The organism is Candidatus Dojkabacteria bacterium (assembly GCA_030583845.1).
Classification (GTDB): Bacteria; Patescibacteriota; Dojkabacteria; order SC72; family JAHDCA01.
Genome location: CP129478.1, coordinates 495004 through 513013, shown reverse-complemented (window position 1 = coordinate 513013; position 18010 = coordinate 495004). Strand labels below are relative to the sequence as shown.

The following is an 18010-nucleotide window of genomic DNA, read 5'->3' as shown; positions in this document are numbered from 1 at the left end:
ACCCGATCGGGTCTGAGCACTTAAGGTCTGACCGATTGTGCTCCGAACGATAAGGGTCTGAGCGCTACTGCTTCCCGACCGCATTTAGGAAGAATGCACTGTTGGTAGAATTTAGCAGCACTGGGTAGAAATTAGAATAATCCAGCGGTAGCCCAACAGCCAAATCATGACTATTCAAACTTCCATAATCTACTCCTGACACCACTCCACCCGCAGGATCAATACCCGAGTTATTTCTGGCTATCACATCCCGTATAAGCTCATGCTCCTGTGTCGCTTTACCCAGGGTGAGCTCGGAGGGCAGTCCAATGCTGCCATTTTCAGTGATTACCACCTTCATCCCATTGTCCTCAGCATACTTTAGCACAGGGTTTACGGCACCCTGACTCCGTATATCTCCAGATGCCTGTACCGGACCGCAGTTCATAATCGGGCCACTGTATTCGAAGCTATCGCGTAACTCCCACCATCTAAACCTTGCCTGCGATGCATTAACCACCGCACAGGTTGAGATATTGAAACGGCTTGTGGAGGTCGCACCATTATTGTCGGTTACTGTCAGAACTACACTAAATGACCCAACAGTTGTGAAGGTATGCGTCGCCTGAGCACCGCTTCCATTAGAGGTTCCATCGCCCCAATTCCATGAATAGTTTACAATTGTCCCATCGCTATCAGAAGAGCTGGATCCATTAAATGTCACGATGAAAGGCACAAGCCCAGCACGCTGGTTTACGCGGAAGGATGAAGTCGGAGAAATATTGCTATCTGAGACAATTATACCTTCAGAGTCCGTGCCTATACCCCCGGCATTGTCTGTAACGGTTAAAGTTATCGTATATGTTCCTGGGTTCGTGTACTGATGGGTAGTAGTACTGCCACTCCCGTTTGGTGTGCCATCACCCCAGTTCCAGCTATAGCTAGAAATGCTGCCATCACTATCAGCTGAACCAGTACCGTTAACAGAGACCGTAAGTGGTGAAGAGCCGCTGGTCGGGGATGCAATGAAGCTAGCAACTGGAGGGTTATTATCACCTACAATATATACGGTTCCGTCTGTCACATCTTGCTCACCGTCGATAGCGGTCACTCTCAGCTTTACATTGTAAACCCCAACACCAGTGTAAGTATATGTTCGCGTCGCAGTAGAGCTTGTTGACACATCATAGACACCATCTCCATTAAAATCCCACTCGTACAAGGTAATTCTGGCTGAAGACGGTACCCAAGGCGAAGTTGTTTGCAACATATCACCTGAATAAGGGTGATGCATAAAGTTCATCGTCACAGAGCCATTAACCAATTGCCCATAGTCCAGAGTTGAATTGGCCGCAGAGGAGATATCATAGTTGGCTATCGGGTAGTATAGATGACCACCAACAGAGTTCCGAATAAATGTGAGCGTGTCTATATCCTCCCCACCATCATCGTCGGTCACTTTCAGCGTGACAACATATGTTCCGTCAACCGTTGTTGTGAAGTTTACCGAGTTCCCAGTTGCATCAAATGTCCCATCATTGTTAAAGTCCCACTCTTTTGTGACAATAGTCCCATCTGGATCAAATGAACGGGTGCCGGTAAATACGGTGCGATTATTTGTGGTGCTGTAATTGGCAAAGTATGCTTGTGCTGTGGGATGCATATTTTCACCAGTGGTTGAGGTTGCGGTAACGTTCGTCGTTGCCGTATCTGTGGCACCTCCGTTATCCGTAACTGTCAATGTTATTGTATAACTACCAGGGTCTGCGTATTCGTGGCTTGCATTTACCCCGCTTCCGTTAGATGTTCCATCACCCCAATTCCATGAATAGCTTACAATTGTCCCATCACTATCTGTTGAACCACTACCATTCACCAATACTTCAAGTGGGGCTGTACCACTTTGCGGGTTTGTAGTAAAACTGGCATTTGGGAGCTGATTACCGGCGTTGTTCACAGTAATACTTATTGCAGCTGTATCTGTAGCTCCGCCATTATCTGTTACTGTTAAGGTAATTGTATACGTCCCAGCATTTGTATATTGATGAGTGGTGCTAGCTCCAGTTCCATTGGATGTACCATCTCCCCAGTTCCATGAGTAGCTTGATATCGTTCCGTCACCATCAGTGGATCCACCACCATTCACTGTTACAGTAAGAGGTGCCGTCCCCGATTGTGGATTAGCTGTAAAGCTTGCGTTAGGCGACTGATTGCCACCTCCTCCGCCCTGTGTGACAGTTATTACAGTCGACGATGAATCTTGAATACCTTGATTATCTGTTACGACCAATTCAAGTAGATATGTCCCCGGAATGGTGTAGGTGTGAGAGGAGGTCGAGCCCGAGCCTGCAGACTCACCGTCACCCCACCTCCACTGATATGAAGCGATTGAGCCTCCTGTGTCATATGATCCGGTTCCATCAACATTAATTGAGAATGGAGCAGTACCGCTTGTCGTCGGACTTACAGTGAATACTGATGTTGGATAGCCAACATCGGTAGGTGATACTATTGAAGTAGTTGTATGTGTCGCCCCATCGTCATCAGTGATTGTCAAACGCACTGTGAAATCGTCAATGTGATTATATGTACGTGAGGTGGTAACCCCACTGCCGACACCACCATCACCGAACTCCCATGCGTACGAGACAACAGATCCATCACTATCTACAGATCCAGATGCGTCAAATTGTATAAGCAACGGTATGAAGCCACCAGTAGGAGTTGCAGTAAAGCTTGCTACAGGTGGGATATTATCAACATTTACAGTCACATCATCATATGCCGTGACAGCACTGTCAGACACAGTTAAGCGTAGTACATAGGTACCTTGCTGATCAAAGGTAACCTTGCTATCAGCATCATTTATATTTGAGAAAGTAACTGTACCCGGACCGCTTTGCTTGCTCCAGGTAAAGGTAGCCGTGCCTGGGTAATTTGGCAGACCATCGTCAGTAGCATATCCTTCAAGCTTATACTCCCTGTTTATAGCAGCACTAAATGTACCACCTGCATCGACTTGGGGAGCAGAATTAGAGCCTGGAATCGTATTATTCGTCTCCAAGACTGTAATAATGTTATCAATATAGAACATATCACCGACAGCGAATGCAGGGGTGTCAAGATACTCGTATAGATCAGATGCTGTTGATCCTTCAATATAAGCCTTCGCTTTGAACATCCCTTCATAATTGAACAGTGCGGACCGAACCCCCTCTCCTACCATTCCTTCATACTTTGAAGCAAACCAATATGCCCCAACGATGTCATATTCATGGATTGCTTCCTTCATCTCAATATTTCCTTTGAGATAGGTAGCCATTTCAGGGACCATCCATACGAAGTTACGTGATACATCAAACTCCTTTTTCTGGTAGTTTCTGGTTTCAGTTGGAAGACAGGGCATTGCACCTGGTACATAACTGTTGTCTATCCACCAGCTACCGCGTGTAAATGTATCCTTCTTGTGCTGGATGAGAGCATCCAATTGACTCTGGATATTTGCTGCGGGATACTGCGAGTCATTTGTTTGACCTGCTAATATCTGTAGTTCTCTAAATCCGTAGTACCCTGCAAGATCCTGATTTAGCTCATACGGGTGTTCTCCGTAGTAGTGCCATATCGGTATTGACACATTGTATGAAATCCCAGTCGCTCCGTTTACACACCCTAGAGAGTTCATATAGCTAAACGGATAGCGAATTCTCGCTCTGGCATCATTATAGACGTCAAGAATATCCTGAGAGTCGCCTACCTCTGTATCATCGAGCCATTTTGCGTATTTATACATTGCATATATATTCCTTTGCGGGAAAGTTGTTCGCTGAGTAGTTATTGCTGATCTTAACGAGGCTGCATTCGCATTGATGCTTGCTTGGAAATCATCGGCAAGTGCAAAAGCCTCTCTTTCCGAGCCTTCAATCCATCCGACATCGGTATATGTATTCGTAGCAAAATAAGCAGTGTAGTAGTCTTGAAGGTAGTTGCTAAGCCTCAATTGCAACGGCTCGGATACATGGGGGTAAGCCCTTATCAATGTCACAATGTTGTCTGCAGGATTTTGGAAATATTCACCAACGATACTTTCATAACTCCACTGTGACATAGTGTAATCGCCTGGTCTCAAGAACCTTGCGTTCCCAACCTTGCCAAGTGAGTCGTATACATTGAGTATTTTAGCGACTTCAGTCTCGAGCTTGATCTGCAATGCTGAAGTATTTACAGCCGTAGTAGTCTCAACATCCACAGCTGTAACATGTGGATTTTCAGTAGCAGATCCGCCACCCGGGCCAAAAGCGATGATGGTATTTCCGCGGTGGACATAAAGCCTGCCATTATACGGAATGATTGGATTCTGGTCTCCATGGTTGTTATAGATACCGTTTGTCGCGACATATGTATATTCATCATAGGAGTTGTCGACATATTCATCCTCATAGCCTTGGTACCAATTGTAAAGACCTGATGTAAACGGATATCGTTGCCAATATGCAAGATAGCCATCGTCTGTTTGTAAATTAAGCGAATTATTGTAGTCCCATAATGTTCCAGATTGCCTAGGTAGGTTGCTCGAATTGTATATTGAAGACCAGTCGCCGATTCGATCGCAGCAAAGATTGCGGTATATTACATTCCCACCCCCAGAAAGCGCTTGAGGCTCAGCCATAGCATGCCAACCAGCTCCTTGCCAAGTAATGCCTGTAAATAGCATATTTATTCGCGCCCATGGAGGTTGATTACCCGGGCTACTGCCCACAACTATCCTACCTGTAGCGGTGTCTGTAAGTCCTTCGGGATCGGTTACAGTTAGCGTTACATTGTACGTCCCATTTGATGAGAAGTTATATGAAGGTGCCGAGGCAGTCGAGTCAGTTATAGCATCACCGTTAAAGTCCCAAGCATATGTAAGTGCGTTTGTGTTTAGAGGATCCCAAGAGGTTGAGCCGTTAAAACTTACATTTAGTGGAGCGCTGCCAGAATAGCTATTGGCTGTGAATCTTGCGATCGGATACTGATTTTCACTGGGGTCGTACGGGACTTTGAGCATCTGTGTATCTGTTGAGGAATTACCCTGTGAGTCAGTCACTGTGAGTGTGACATTGTACGTATGCTTTACCGGCTTGTACCCCTTGCTTGGATTTTGCGAAGTAGATGTAGTCCCATCATCAAAATTCCATGAATAGGTCATCGTATCGCCATTTGGATCCACAGAGGTATTACCGCGAAATGCGAAATTTGACGGATACCCAGCTGTCATTGAGAAATTATACGGATAATCTTTATCCCAGCCGTAGATCATTCCCTTCGCATCTGAGCAACATAAAGCAGACTGGGTTGAATAGAAAAGATTTCCTCCGGGGTCAACAAGACCGGGCTGTCTGTTACCCGACCCCGTGCCATCCATGATCGCTGGGAAATACTCCAAGAATCCATCGCTATCATGATCCCACATCCTCACTTCCGTGCCGTTATCCATATCAAGCACTATATAGCCTCGTATATGACTCTTGTGCTGATGCCCGCCAGCAGATGGGTTTGCATTATTGATGTTATCTTCCAAGCACTCAAGAAGCGTATTACCAAATGAAGTTATTGGGTTGCCATTGCTCCAATTTGACGGAGTGGTAATTGTCCCGAGCATTTTCCCCGGAGCGACAGTTCCTGGGTTGTCCTCATTTACATTCCATGTGCAGCTTACACGATTTCCAGTATCTTCATAAACTTCATCATGAGCACGGCTCAGGAAAAGCATGTCATCATAAATGACTGGAAAGTAAGATTGAAATCCATCACCTCTTAGCTTGGGCGATTTCCAGATCTGTGCACCAGTTGAGACATTGTATGCATAGGCATAGTTATCTTGAGCCGCAAAGTAGACGATCCCATCTTTATAGGCCGGTGAAAATGACATCGGAGCACCGATATTTATTGTACGGAATGAATCGCCTTCGTTCGGATGATTCTTCCCACCGATAAAGTATACATATCCATCTCGATTTGGAGCTATTATTACCGTCTGGTTGTTTGTGTGTGAATCTCGGATAACTAGCGGATTGGCGCTGTACCCGGCAGTAGCGTCAGCAAAAGGCCAGCTACCCGATGACAGCTGTGTACCAGTTGAGACATCCAGTGCATATAACTTTTTATCATATCCACCGACATATACTACGTCGTCAAATACCGTTGGCGAATTGCCAATCGGCATCTCGGTATTAAACTTCCATGCAACCAAGCCTGTTGTAGCATCTAAAGCATACAAGCCCTTAGCAGTACTGATGAAAAGCTTCCCATCGCTGGCAATTATTTGCGTATGTTGCGTTATATATGCTTGAACCGGTGTATACCAAAGCATACCAGTTGAGTTTGTAACGCTTTCTCCAACCCACGATGTTCGTTGAGAATTAGCCCCGACTGTATACCAGCCATCGGTATATGTTTCATCTTGCACTACAATTTTCACCGTTCCCGGGGTCGAGGTGTATGTACCGTCAGATACAGTCCATGTAACCGTGTCGGTACCTGAGAAATTGCTACTCGGAGTATAAGTTCTTGTTGAGCCTGTGCCGGAGAGGCTACCATTAGATGGGTTACCCGTAATATTGAATATTCTGTTTGCGCCTGATGAGCCCTCTTTGTAATCAACGTAGCTAAGAGTAATAGACACCGCCTCGTTCATACTGGTGACGGCAAATGTATTGTTGGCCTGCGGTACATCGTTTGGTATATCTACAGGAGCACCCTCTGGACCGCTCTCTCCACGGCCACTGCTATTGCCTGAATCTGAATTTGGTACCCCAGAAGGCACTGGCTCAGCATCGGGCTGAACTACACCACTTTGGGTGTCGTCACTGTTAGATTCACCCTCCTCGCTAGGGTTATTTAGTCCTAAAGTTGATCTGATAAAATTTGAATTAATCCTTGATTGGGTAAGTAGAACACCCCCTAGCGTTACCACGAGCAGGACAGCAATCAGAAGCTGGATTTTTCGATTCTTCAACAGTTTGTTGACCATTATAAGCTTTTCCATACTATCATAATCTAGGCGGTTGAACTAACTCATTAATAATTCTGGGTGAATAGAGTACTGTATAGAAACTCGAGTAGCGAAAATCTTTGGAACTCCTTTCCTCCTTATTTATCAGATAGCTCACATCAGAGGCGGAATCACTGCTTGCACCGACCAGATTTATCATTGCAAGAGTATTCTCTGCGACGCTTCTATCTTCACTATCAGTAGGCTCCTCCACCAACTCAAGCGTCTTAATTATCTCCTCAACATCCGAGCTATTAATAGCCATATTCTCACCATCAGCTGAGCCCATTACTGGCCCACAATTCAGCACATTCCCACTGAACTGATAGTTTGGTCGTATCTTCCACCACCGTCCGCGAGCCTGATTTGCAGGCACTACCTGACAGGTCGATACAAGATAAGTCACGGTTGATTGGGCTCCATCATTGTCGGTTACCGTGAGCGTTACATCATAGCTGTCTGCCCCGTTGAATGTATGGCTCACCTGCTGCCCTGTCCCACTACTACCATCGTCAAAATTCCAACTATAGCTTGCAATCGTACCATCACTATCTGTCGAAGCAGATGCATTGAATGTCACCTGGTATGGTGAGATGCCTACCCTGCCGCTTTGTGTAAATTGAGCGGTCGGAGCCTGGTTTGGAGTTCCCGGCTCACCATACACTATGGTTAATTGAGGCCTAAAATTAGGATCAGACGTTTCAGAGCTCCTAAAATACTTGCCAGAGTGTAGAGGCAGATCGGCTGTATAGACGGCAAATTTCGCGGGTGATCTACTATCTTCATATGCTTCAGCGACAAGCCTTGTCACATCGATGTCGATTCTCGCATGAGCTACACTTCCATCCATCGCCATAGTGAGGTTTGAATTTTCACATTGTGGCTGGTGCACCTCCTGATCGTCATAACCTGCATTATGATATTCACGGATGTCACACGCATAGGCTGCAGCGGCATTCTGGGTAACCTGTGGGGCATTGTTCCAATTCATCGTTGTATCCTCAACATCTCCATTGACCTCATACACTTGCAGCAATGAGACAGCAGCCCAGAGGCCATTGTTCATCGGATGATACTTCAAGAGTTGCCACTGATTCGAGCTGTTAAACGAGTATATGTAGTACTGGTCATCTTGTTCCCCGACAAGAAGGTATTCATCGCTTCCCGACCCATCGTTATGGACGAAGTAATCGGGCTTTGCCTCATCTCCGACATCTTGCAAACCCGAAACTATCGCACTACTTGAAGACCAGGCTGTCCCATTAAATTGATATCCCGTCATCGTCCCATTCTGGTTTCCTATGATCATATAAAGTGTGCCAGAGAGGGTAAATACATCTGGGTCCATCCGGCCTGAAGAGCTGACCGATTCAAGTCCATTAATCATACTTGAGACACCAGTTTGTGCCTCCCAAGTCTGCCCAACACTATTCCATCGATAAGCAAGGAGGCCGTAATTGGAACCACCCGAATTGTAACGACTTACTATCGTGTAAAGGTTGCTGTTGTAGGTAAACAGTGTCGGTGATGTGTACCCACCTAGATCACCTAAACCGGCAATTATCGGAGCCGAAGCCCATGAGTCTCCATCCCACTCAGCGCCGTAGAATGTACCATCTTCTCTGCCCACTAGAAGGAACCGTCCGTTAGCCCCGTCAAAGAGCGTGGTTCTAATGAAGTCGGGATCCGCTTCCTGGCCAAATGTCCCACTCGCAATTCCTGCAGTGATCGGCCCATCTTGATCCCACACACCTCCCGATCGATAAAATCCGCTGAACTCCCCATCCTCATGCCCGGCCAAACCATATGTCTCTCCGTTTAATTCTACAATCGTCGGGGAGGTTTTTGGCGCGCCATAAAGCGATGGCCCCGCATTTCCAAACTGAAATAGCTTCAAAGTCGCCGACTCGATCACTTTGCCGCTAGGTACAGGTGTGGTTGGAAATTTAAAATATGGTCGAGAGAAGCATGGCCAATCTGCGACATTGTTCTGATTTTGTATATTCAGAAATTCGTATTGTGCTGGCAGGGTTGCATCGTCGTAGATACGATAGCCCCATCCATCTGCCGCGAATGCACCACTCGAATACCTGAAGTCATCGACATTCTCCTCTTGGGTGAGTGCACCGCATAGACTACCACCACCTACAGCGATATCTTCTGTGACCGCACCATTCACATTGTTAATGATTGTTACAGTGCCGCTCGTCCCTGCTGTATCCGGCACATACACTTCATCGTCTGCTGTTAAATTGTCATCGCCGAAGCGCATCTGTGCCCATGTCGAGGGGTTAGTGAGATTGGCGCCTGTAGGCCATCTTTCCTGTGACACACTGCCACCAGAGCTATCCTTATCGTTTACCTCTATAGCCCAGCGCCAGATATCACCTGGATCCGGCTTATACATGATGTCGTTCGCGAAGAAATTGAATGGGAGGTCGATCTGCATACGCCAACCACGGTTATCCGATGCAGCATTCGTACCATTGCCCTCGTAATTGCTAAAAACTCTTATATTACAGCCATCCGGACAGTATCCATCAATTGTTTTTGGCTCCCATAAGCCATCATTATTAGCATCTTGCCAAGCCTTCAGATGATTTGTCGTATAGAGGGTCTGATTGCCGTTAAAACCTAACGTTATTTTATATGCATTGCTGTTAAGCGTGCTTCCAGGTGAATTGCTCTTATAGAAGTAGTAGCTAACTGAGTCCCATAATTGTGGATCGTCATAGGGGTTGGTAGTATCGTAATAAAGCCTCCTGTCAATTACATGCGAGAACATCTGCAATCCTCTGTCAAACTCATCATCGCCGTTGGCTCCAGCCCCTTTATCGTAATAGTAGACCCTTGTAAGTACCGAGTTATTCTGTATCGCTTGCGAAGGATCTTCGTGAACATCTCCAAACCATGTCACTGCAGATTTGTACAAGCTATCGTCGGGAAACTTATCAACAACAAATGGTACATTCAATCCTTGAGTTGTCAGAAACTCGCTCACTGTGCCCAATCCGAGGCTCTGCTCCGGTGCCTTCATAAGCTCAGGAGAGTCTAAAACCAGTGAAGGATAAGATAAAAGATAAACAAGAAAACCCAGCGATATTACAGCGGTAGCGACTTTTGCTTTATTATCTAGTCCAATAACCTTCATCCACATGGGCAGAGCAAATAAACCTAGTCCTATGCATATACGGTAAGAAATTTCCCCGATTTTTTCAACCTAGTTAATCAAATCCCTAGGTCCGCACTCCGTATAAGCAGTTATCTGAATATCACGCAGTGTCAATCCAGAATTGATCACATGGTAGAATCTCGATGAAGAAGGTGATACATTGCCACACACGCTTACAGCACGCTGGAAGGTATCTGTATCGCTATCGTTGTCTGTAACTGTGAGTGTGATCAAGAACCTTCCTCCACTTGTGTATGTGTGCGCTGCCGGAGTCACACCACTACTGTTGGATGTGCCATCACCCCAGTTCCAGCTATAGCTAGAAATGCTACCGTCACTATCTGTTGAGCCAGTACCGTTTACTGTAACTGCTAGCGGTGCATTTCCAGTAGTTGTGTTAATCGTAAAGCTGGCTGTAGGAGGTACATTCGGTATCGCTGTTACATTGATATTTGCTGTCTGTGTATCGGTCGCACCTTCATTATCTGTCACGGTCAGAGTGATCATGAAGTTGCCCGCGTTAGTATACTCATGACTCGTGCTTACACCCGAACTGTCTGGCGTGCCATCACCCCAATCCCAACTGTAGCCCGAGATCGTGCCATCACTGTCTGTTGAGGCATTAGCATCTACAGAGACTATTAGAGGCTCCATCCCAGAGGTGGGATTTGGTGTAAATGCCGCTACTGGTGGGCTATTATATTCACTTACTATTATGGTTCTTGAAAATGTACCCGTTGCCGCTTCATCATCCTCCACCGTAAGGGTAAGTAGATAAGTTCCGGCAGATGAATACTGGTGTGTTGCAGTGGCACCACTTCCGTCTGGAGTACCATCACCCCAATCCCAGCTGTATGACACTATTGTGCCATCGCTATCTGAGGAAGCCGATGCATCCACATCCACATCGAGCGGATCATATCCTGATGTAGGCGTTGCAGTAAATGAAGCTGTTGGAGATGCATTTCCGCCTGCATTTGGATCGATTATGTAAAGAGTTCCGGAAAGGATTGATTGATTGCCACTGTTATCGGTTACACGAAGTGTAGGTGTATAAGTTCCTGCAACTGTAAAAGCCACTGTGCGAACTCCAGCTGAGTAACCGGACCAATCGTACGTCCCATCCCCTTGATAGTCCCACTCATACAGAGTGATACAGTTAACCGAAGTTCCCTGACATGTTGTACCGTTACCAGTAGCAGTAGGATTTGCATTCCACGCATCGTTTGCTTGGTTCTGATTAATGTCTGAGGAGTATGGATTGTGCGCGAAGGCAATATTTACAGTACCGCCTACGAGCTCTCCATATCTCACAACAGATGCAGGTGGGCTAGTCGGATAGGCAGGGTTATATATAAAGAAACCTGGTGAAGGGTAGAAGTCGTGCTCCGCAGAAGTCGCTCCTAACTCAAAAGTAATAGTCGTTGTATCTGTAGCCCCTTCATTATCAGTCACCTTAAGCCCTACTGTATGTGTGCCAGCGCCAAGCCCTACCAGATTTACAGTCGTAGTTGTCGGCTCCGCAGGTGTGTCTTCCGTTCCATACAACCCATCATTGTCACGATCCCAAGCCCTACTTGTAATAGATGTACTGTCAGAGTCATATGAGTGGTTCGCAGCCAGTGTCACAGTATTAGTCGACACCGTATATGAGTTTATCGATATTATTGCCGTGGGGAGCATATTTCCCACCTCGCCGCCACCACCACCTCCTCCAGCTGCGTTCACGGTAATATTACTGCTTGCTGTATCTGTAGCTCCATCATCATCAGTCACCGTTAGTACAATTGTATATACACCAGGGTTTGAATACTGGTGACTTGTATTCTGACCTGTACCTAGAGCTGATGCATCACCCCAGTTCCATGAATAACTTGCTATCGTGCCATCTGAATCCGAGGAAGCACTCGCATTGACGTTCACAGTCAGGGCAGCTGTACCACTGCTAGGCGAAGGTGTGAAAGCTGCTGTTGGAGCTTGATTTGCTCCTGCACTACTGACACTGACCTGCACACTTCTTGACGAAACACTTCCATCGTCGTCAGTAACAAAGAGAGAAAGTGTGTAATTTCCAGCCGAATTGTATACATGAGATGTACTTGGACCAGTCCCGTTTGCAGTGTTATCACCCCAAATCCAGCTATATCCTGCAGGATTAGCGATTGTCCCATCTGGATCGGAAGAGGCTCCACCATTAACATTTACAGTAAGTGGGGCTTCACCAGATATCGTATCGATAGTGAAAGATGGTACTGGGACTTGATTCCCTCCATTCTCTGTAACAGTTATCGTTCTATAAAAAGCATCTTGCGCTCCATTGTCATCAATCACGGTCAAAGTGACTGTATATGTACCAGGCTCAGTGAACTGATGAGAAAGGGAACTACCGGTCTGCATCACTCCATCATCAAAGCTCCATCGGTATGTCACAATAGTACCATCACTATCTGTGGATCCCGAGCCGTTAAAATTCACCGTTAATGGAGCATCACCTGTAAGAGCACTTGCTGTAAAAGTCGAATTTGGAGGATTGTTTGTAGAAGTCTCCACAACAGGGCAGAGCGACCACCCATCTATACAAGCCAGCATGAGCCATATAGACTGAGCCGCCCTCTGACCTCCAAGGCCATTAAGGTGACCTGCATCTGTCGAATAGTTCGGACACATAGCTTCGTGCTCCAGGCCATCTGCCGGATTTAGGTATGTGCAAGGCGACCCATCGTCGGGTCTATGTGAAAATATATCCGCCACATCGAAGAGAAACTTATCATTCGTTATCGCATAATTGCGAAGCTGCGCATTAAAAGAGTCGCTAACAGATGTGCCTATCTGTGTACCTAAGCCGAGGGTCCAAAGCGCAATAGTCGCATCTGAACCAGCTGCATCCAAGTCATCATAAAGCTCTTCCAGATCTGAGATATTTGTCTGTGCATGGTTGGGGTTCCAAAAGTTGTCAACAGTATTGCTTCCTGTAATACCATCGACATACCCTAGCTTATACGAATATACATCGTAATCATCTGTCAGATCGCCATCAAGCTCTAGCCCCCTTACACCTCCATCAGTTGTGTCAGCATACAGGTGACTATAATCTTCAAGGTTTTCATCAATTGTACGGCCTGTACCCTCTATAAAATTACTTGTCTTATTATACCAAGGTGGATTCTGTCCACCTTGCGGACTAACAGCAGCATCAGCTGGGTACGGCCATGAAACAATACCGTTGTGCCAGAAAAACATAAAGCCGCTGAGGTCTGCGAAATCACTGTCCCAGAAATCTTGATAGTTTTGATAGGTTATTGTGAATGAATCTCCCACATCCCAGTCATTATCAGTTCCACCTGTAAGCGCCGTAGTCAGTGTTGTTCCTGTGTTTGAGATTACTACCCCACTACTTCCATCTGTATTATTAGTTATTGTTGCAGACCGAAAATAATCTATAATCCCGGTATTTGCTGTCCCAAAATAACCAGAGCTAAGAGTCAAAGTCTGAGAGTTTGCACTCCCCCCGTGTGTACCAGTACGGGTATAACCGATTGTACAGCTATTTGACCGATTACCATTAATGAGAGCTGTGTTGCCGAAACACTTCAGCCCTCTATATATCGTCTCCCCAACAGAAGCATGCCTAAAGTAAAACCGCTTCGTCGCCGCACCATTGATTGCAGACTGGTCAGCATAGAAATCGTCCCAAAGATTATCCACTGCGACGTGGTCGATCACAACAGCATTTGAAGCAAGCGAGGATACTATGTTTATAGTAACGGACACTGTTCCCGAATCAGAATATCCATCATTCACCTTCCATGTAAATGAATCTGTATTTGGTGCAGTAGTTGCAGGATTAGGAGTGTAAGTAACGAAAGACCCTGTAACATTAATAGATCCAAGTGTGGGTTGAGTAACAATAGAGATAGTGTAAGGACCTGGCCCATCAGAATCCGTATACTCAAGAGCGATGTCTACAGCAGTATCTTCAAGTGTATTCACGCTCTTACCCTGAGCAGATGGAGCGATGTTCGCTGGAAGCTCAATATAGAAAGTATTTGAAGCAATTGCACTTGGATCATATCCATTAGCATACGATCTAGCCTTCACAGTCATCGATGTACTGATCTGAAAAGGACCGGTATAGAGAGTAGAGGATTCGGTTGGATCTGTGCCGTTGGTTGTGTAGTATATGCTGTCTTCAGGCTGTGTAGTATTCATATCTATCGTAAGTGGATAGGTTAACGCAACAGAAGGCGTACCAGGTCCATTAGCAGAAGGAGAGTATGTTATCGCTGGCGTCTCTGACGGGTCAAATACTCCGCCTACAGGGTTGTTACCTCTATCGATAAAACTGCCTACTCGTTCGAGAAAACTACCTTCAGCAGTTGCCGAAAGTATAAAGGCGGTTACAAAAAAGATTGCCACAACAAGTAGTGAGGTTGTTACTGCCCGTTCCCTCTTTGAAGAACGGCCATAAAAGGATTTGAATTTACTCACAAATTTCATTAATTGATACTTAGCACAAGTAAACTATTACATGAGAATCATTAACCCTGCTTTGATATCAACTTTTTAACAAATTATCGATCCCATATCTTCCCTTTTTAACATACCCCATGTTCTCCAAATAAGATAGCATGGATAATGAGAAAGATTCAATGATATAGTTGGAAATTATTGAGGTTTAGTCCAGCTTATTGAGTAGTGCCTCTTTAACCGTCGCAGCATCTGCCTGACCCTTCATCTCACGCATCACTTGACCGACCAAGAACATGATCGAATTAGGATTGCTGCCAGATTTATAATCCTGCACTGCCTTCTCATTTGCGGCTATGACTGCATCAACCACCTCTGCCAACTTCCCACTATCTGTCTCAACAGGCTTTGACTGCTTTGCTATAACTTCAACGATCACACCTACTTCTTCCTCCCAATCCACCTTCTTATTTACCATAAGCTTCGCGACAAGCGCACCGGCCTCATTTTCAGATATACCAACCTTCTTCGCATATTCTGTAACAACAGCCTCAAACTTCTCCGCCTGCCCACGATCTCGTGTAATAATCTGAGCATCACTCTCTCTCACACCAAATTCATTTATATATCGCTCAACTTTGGCAAAAGGCATCTCTGGCATTTCAGCACGAATTTCATCTAGCTGCTCATCGGTATACACAAATGTCGGGATATCCGGGTCTGGGAAATACCTATAATCTGCTGCCTCTTCTTTTACACGCTGGGTTACAGTTGTACCAGTGGCAGAATCATATCCTCGAGTTTCCTGCTGTGGAGTACTTCCTTCTTCAAGTATCTCAATATGCCTTGCAGTCTCAAATTCAATTGCTTTTTTCACAAACCTGAAAGAGTTGATATTTTTCACTTCGACTTTGTACGGAGGTAGCTCTGGATATTTCTCTGCGAGCTGCACCGAGATATTTGGCTCGAGACGCATATCACCCTTCTCCATATCTGCATTGGCAATCCCCAAATAGCGGACGATCACCTGCAGCTCTTCCAAAAATGCTTTCACATCCTCACCATTGTCAAAATCTGGCTCCGTCACGATCTCAACAAGTGGCACCCCGCCACGATTAAAGTCGATTAACGACTCCTCACCTTCGTGTGTTAATTTCCCAGTATCTTCTTCAAGGTGTACACGCTTGATTCTAAACTCTTTCACACCACTCTCTGTCTTGATCGGTACGGTACCATGCTCCGCGATCGGTTGGTCATACTGCGATATCTGATAGCCCTTTGGCAGGTCTGGGTATGTGTAATGCTTACGGTCAAACTTGAACTCGTTATTGATGTGGCAATTTAGTGCCTGCCCGAGGAGGATCGTTCGCCTGATAGCCTCTTTATTTGGTACTGGTAGCCCGCCTGGCATGGCGAGACAGACTGGGCACACATGAGTATTCGGATCTTTGCCGAAGTAATCAGCTGGACACTGACAGAACATCTTCGACTTCGTGTTGAGCTCGACATGTATCTCAAGTCCGACGATCGTCTTATATTTTGGATTTGCGTTATCTGCCATTTAATCTTTCCACTTATCTAATCCCTGTTTAATTACACCGTTAAAGTCAGTCTCTTGCTCATACTGGTATGAAATGTCCAATAGATCTGATTCACGGATATAGTTCGCAATTAGCTGCAAGCCAATTGGCAGCCCCTTGCTATCAACACCAACCGGCAAGCTCACTGCTGGAAGCCCTGCGATTGATGAAGGCTCATTCAATTTATCCATCAGTTCACCGAAAAATGGGTACTGCTCGAACTCGCCAAGCTTAATTGCTGTAATTGGCGCAACTGGCCCAGCGATCAGGTCTACTTCTGTAAATGCTCGTTTGAAATCTTCGACAAGCAGCGTCCTCACTTTTAGCGCTTTCTTATAGAAAGCATCATAATAACCATGTGCAAGCGTATAGGCACCAAGCATTATTCTCTTCTTTGCCTCCATACCCATCTTGTCTCGACCTGAGTCGTATCTGACACCATGGAATCCTGCCAAGTTTGAAGATACCTCCGCGCGCTGGATTATTGTATAGATTGAGATCGCGTAATCGGGTGACATCAGGTCAATATCCTTAACTTTGTGCCCCATCTTCTCGAGTGTCTTGATCGATGCTTCAATTGCTGTTTTGACATCGTCTGTAGCACCTTCGAAGTAGGCTTTTGGTACGCCGATTGTAAATTTCTTACCATTTTTCATCTCTGTAGTGTAGTCATCGGTTGGAGCATCGAGCGAGGTGCCATCATAAGGATCTTTGCCTGCAATCACCGAGAGCAGGAGCGCTGCATCTTCAACTGTAGTGGTAAGCGGACCAGGCGAATCGAGTGATGAGCCCATTGCTGCCACTCCATATCTAGAGACTCGACCATATGTCGGCTTGAGACCTATTACTCCGCTCCATGACGCTGGGATTCTGATCGAGCCGGCTGTTTCAGATCCAATAGCTGCAGGAGCTAGGTATGAAGCTACTGCCGCTGCAGAGCCGGATGAAGAGCCGCCAGGTGCATAATCTGTATTCCATGGGTTCTTTGTCGGACCGTAGGCTGATGTTTCCCCCGATGAGCCGTGAGCCCATGCATCCATATTTGTCTTACCTAGAATATCTACACCTGCCTCTTTTAATCTTCTTGCGACTGTTGAGTCATATGGGGGGATGAACTGCTCGAGCACTTTGGATGCCGCTGTAGTGCGGAGATTCTTCGTGCTGAAGTTATCTTTGATTGCGATTGTTAGGCCTGAAAGCGGACCACCTTCCGTGAACGACTGGTCTTCATTAAGCGTGAGATAGATGTTGAGGTCGGGGTTGTGCTTCTCGATTCGTTTCATGAAATATTCACGAAGCTCAGATGGTGAGATCTCTTTTGAATCAATAGCCTTCTTTAGTTGTGTGAGCGACTTGCCGTGAATGTCCAAGCTATTTGTTTAAGATTTTAGAGACAACGAAAAATCCGTTCTTTTTCTTCGGTGCGTTTTTAAGTGCTTCCTCTTGGGTGAAAGTGCGATCTGGAGCGGCGCCATCTTCAAATGTGACGTTCTGCACCGAAACCGCATGCGAGGTTTCTTTAACATTGGATGTGTCTAATTCGTTGAGGTTGTCGATAAAGTCGATCGTCTCAGAAAGCTGTACCTGGAGCTTCTCGACTTCTTCATCTGTGAGCTCAAGCCTGACTAGGTGGGCAAGGTGCAAGACCTCTTCTTTGGTCAAAATCTTCTTATCGTTTTCCTTTTTTGCCTTGCTAGCTGTTGCCATAACTGAAAGGAAGTATAGCTTATCCAAGGCCTTTTGTGAAATATTATTGGGTATATGCAATCGTGTGGGTGG

6 protein-coding genes are annotated in these 18010 nt (G+C 45.9%); all 6 read right to left on the bottom strand.

What is annotated here, in order from left to right; translation table 11 throughout:
- Positions 1-64: 64 nt before the first annotated feature.
- Positions 65-7006 (bottom strand): PKD domain-containing protein, encoded by a 6942-nt coding sequence (locus QY318_02270; protein WKZ31564.1) that lies wholly within the window; start codon positions 7004-7006, stop codon positions 65-67.
- A gap of 4 nt (positions 7007-7010) precedes the next feature.
- Complete coding sequence (locus tag QY318_02265) at positions 7011-10163, bottom strand: PKD domain-containing protein (protein WKZ31563.1); 3153 nt, start codon at positions 10161-10163, stop codon at positions 7011-7013.
- Positions 10164-10232: 69 nt separating this feature from the next.
- The gene (locus QY318_02260) at positions 10233-14672 is read right to left on the bottom strand and encodes a PKD domain-containing protein (protein ID WKZ31562.1); all 4440 of its coding nucleotides are present in this window, start codon (positions 14670-14672) and stop codon (positions 10233-10235) included.
- A gap of 187 nt (positions 14673-14859) precedes the next feature.
- Entirely contained in the window at positions 14860-16212 is a 1353-nt protein-coding gene (gatB, locus tag QY318_02255) for an Asp-tRNA(Asn)/Glu-tRNA(Gln) amidotransferase subunit GatB (GenBank protein WKZ31561.1), read from the bottom strand.
- Positions 16213-17601: an amidase family protein gene (locus QY318_02250; GenBank protein WKZ31560.1), complete on the bottom strand. Its 1389-nt coding sequence runs from the start codon at positions 17599-17601 to the stop codon at positions 16213-16215. It abuts the gene before it with no gap.
- A gap of 1 nt (position 17602) precedes the next feature.
- On the bottom strand, positions 17603-17938 hold the full coding sequence (gene gatC / locus QY318_02245; GenBank protein ID WKZ31559.1) for an Asp-tRNA(Asn)/Glu-tRNA(Gln) amidotransferase subunit GatC: 336 nt from the start codon (positions 17936-17938) through the stop codon (positions 17603-17605).
- Positions 17939-18010 lie beyond the last annotated feature (72 nt).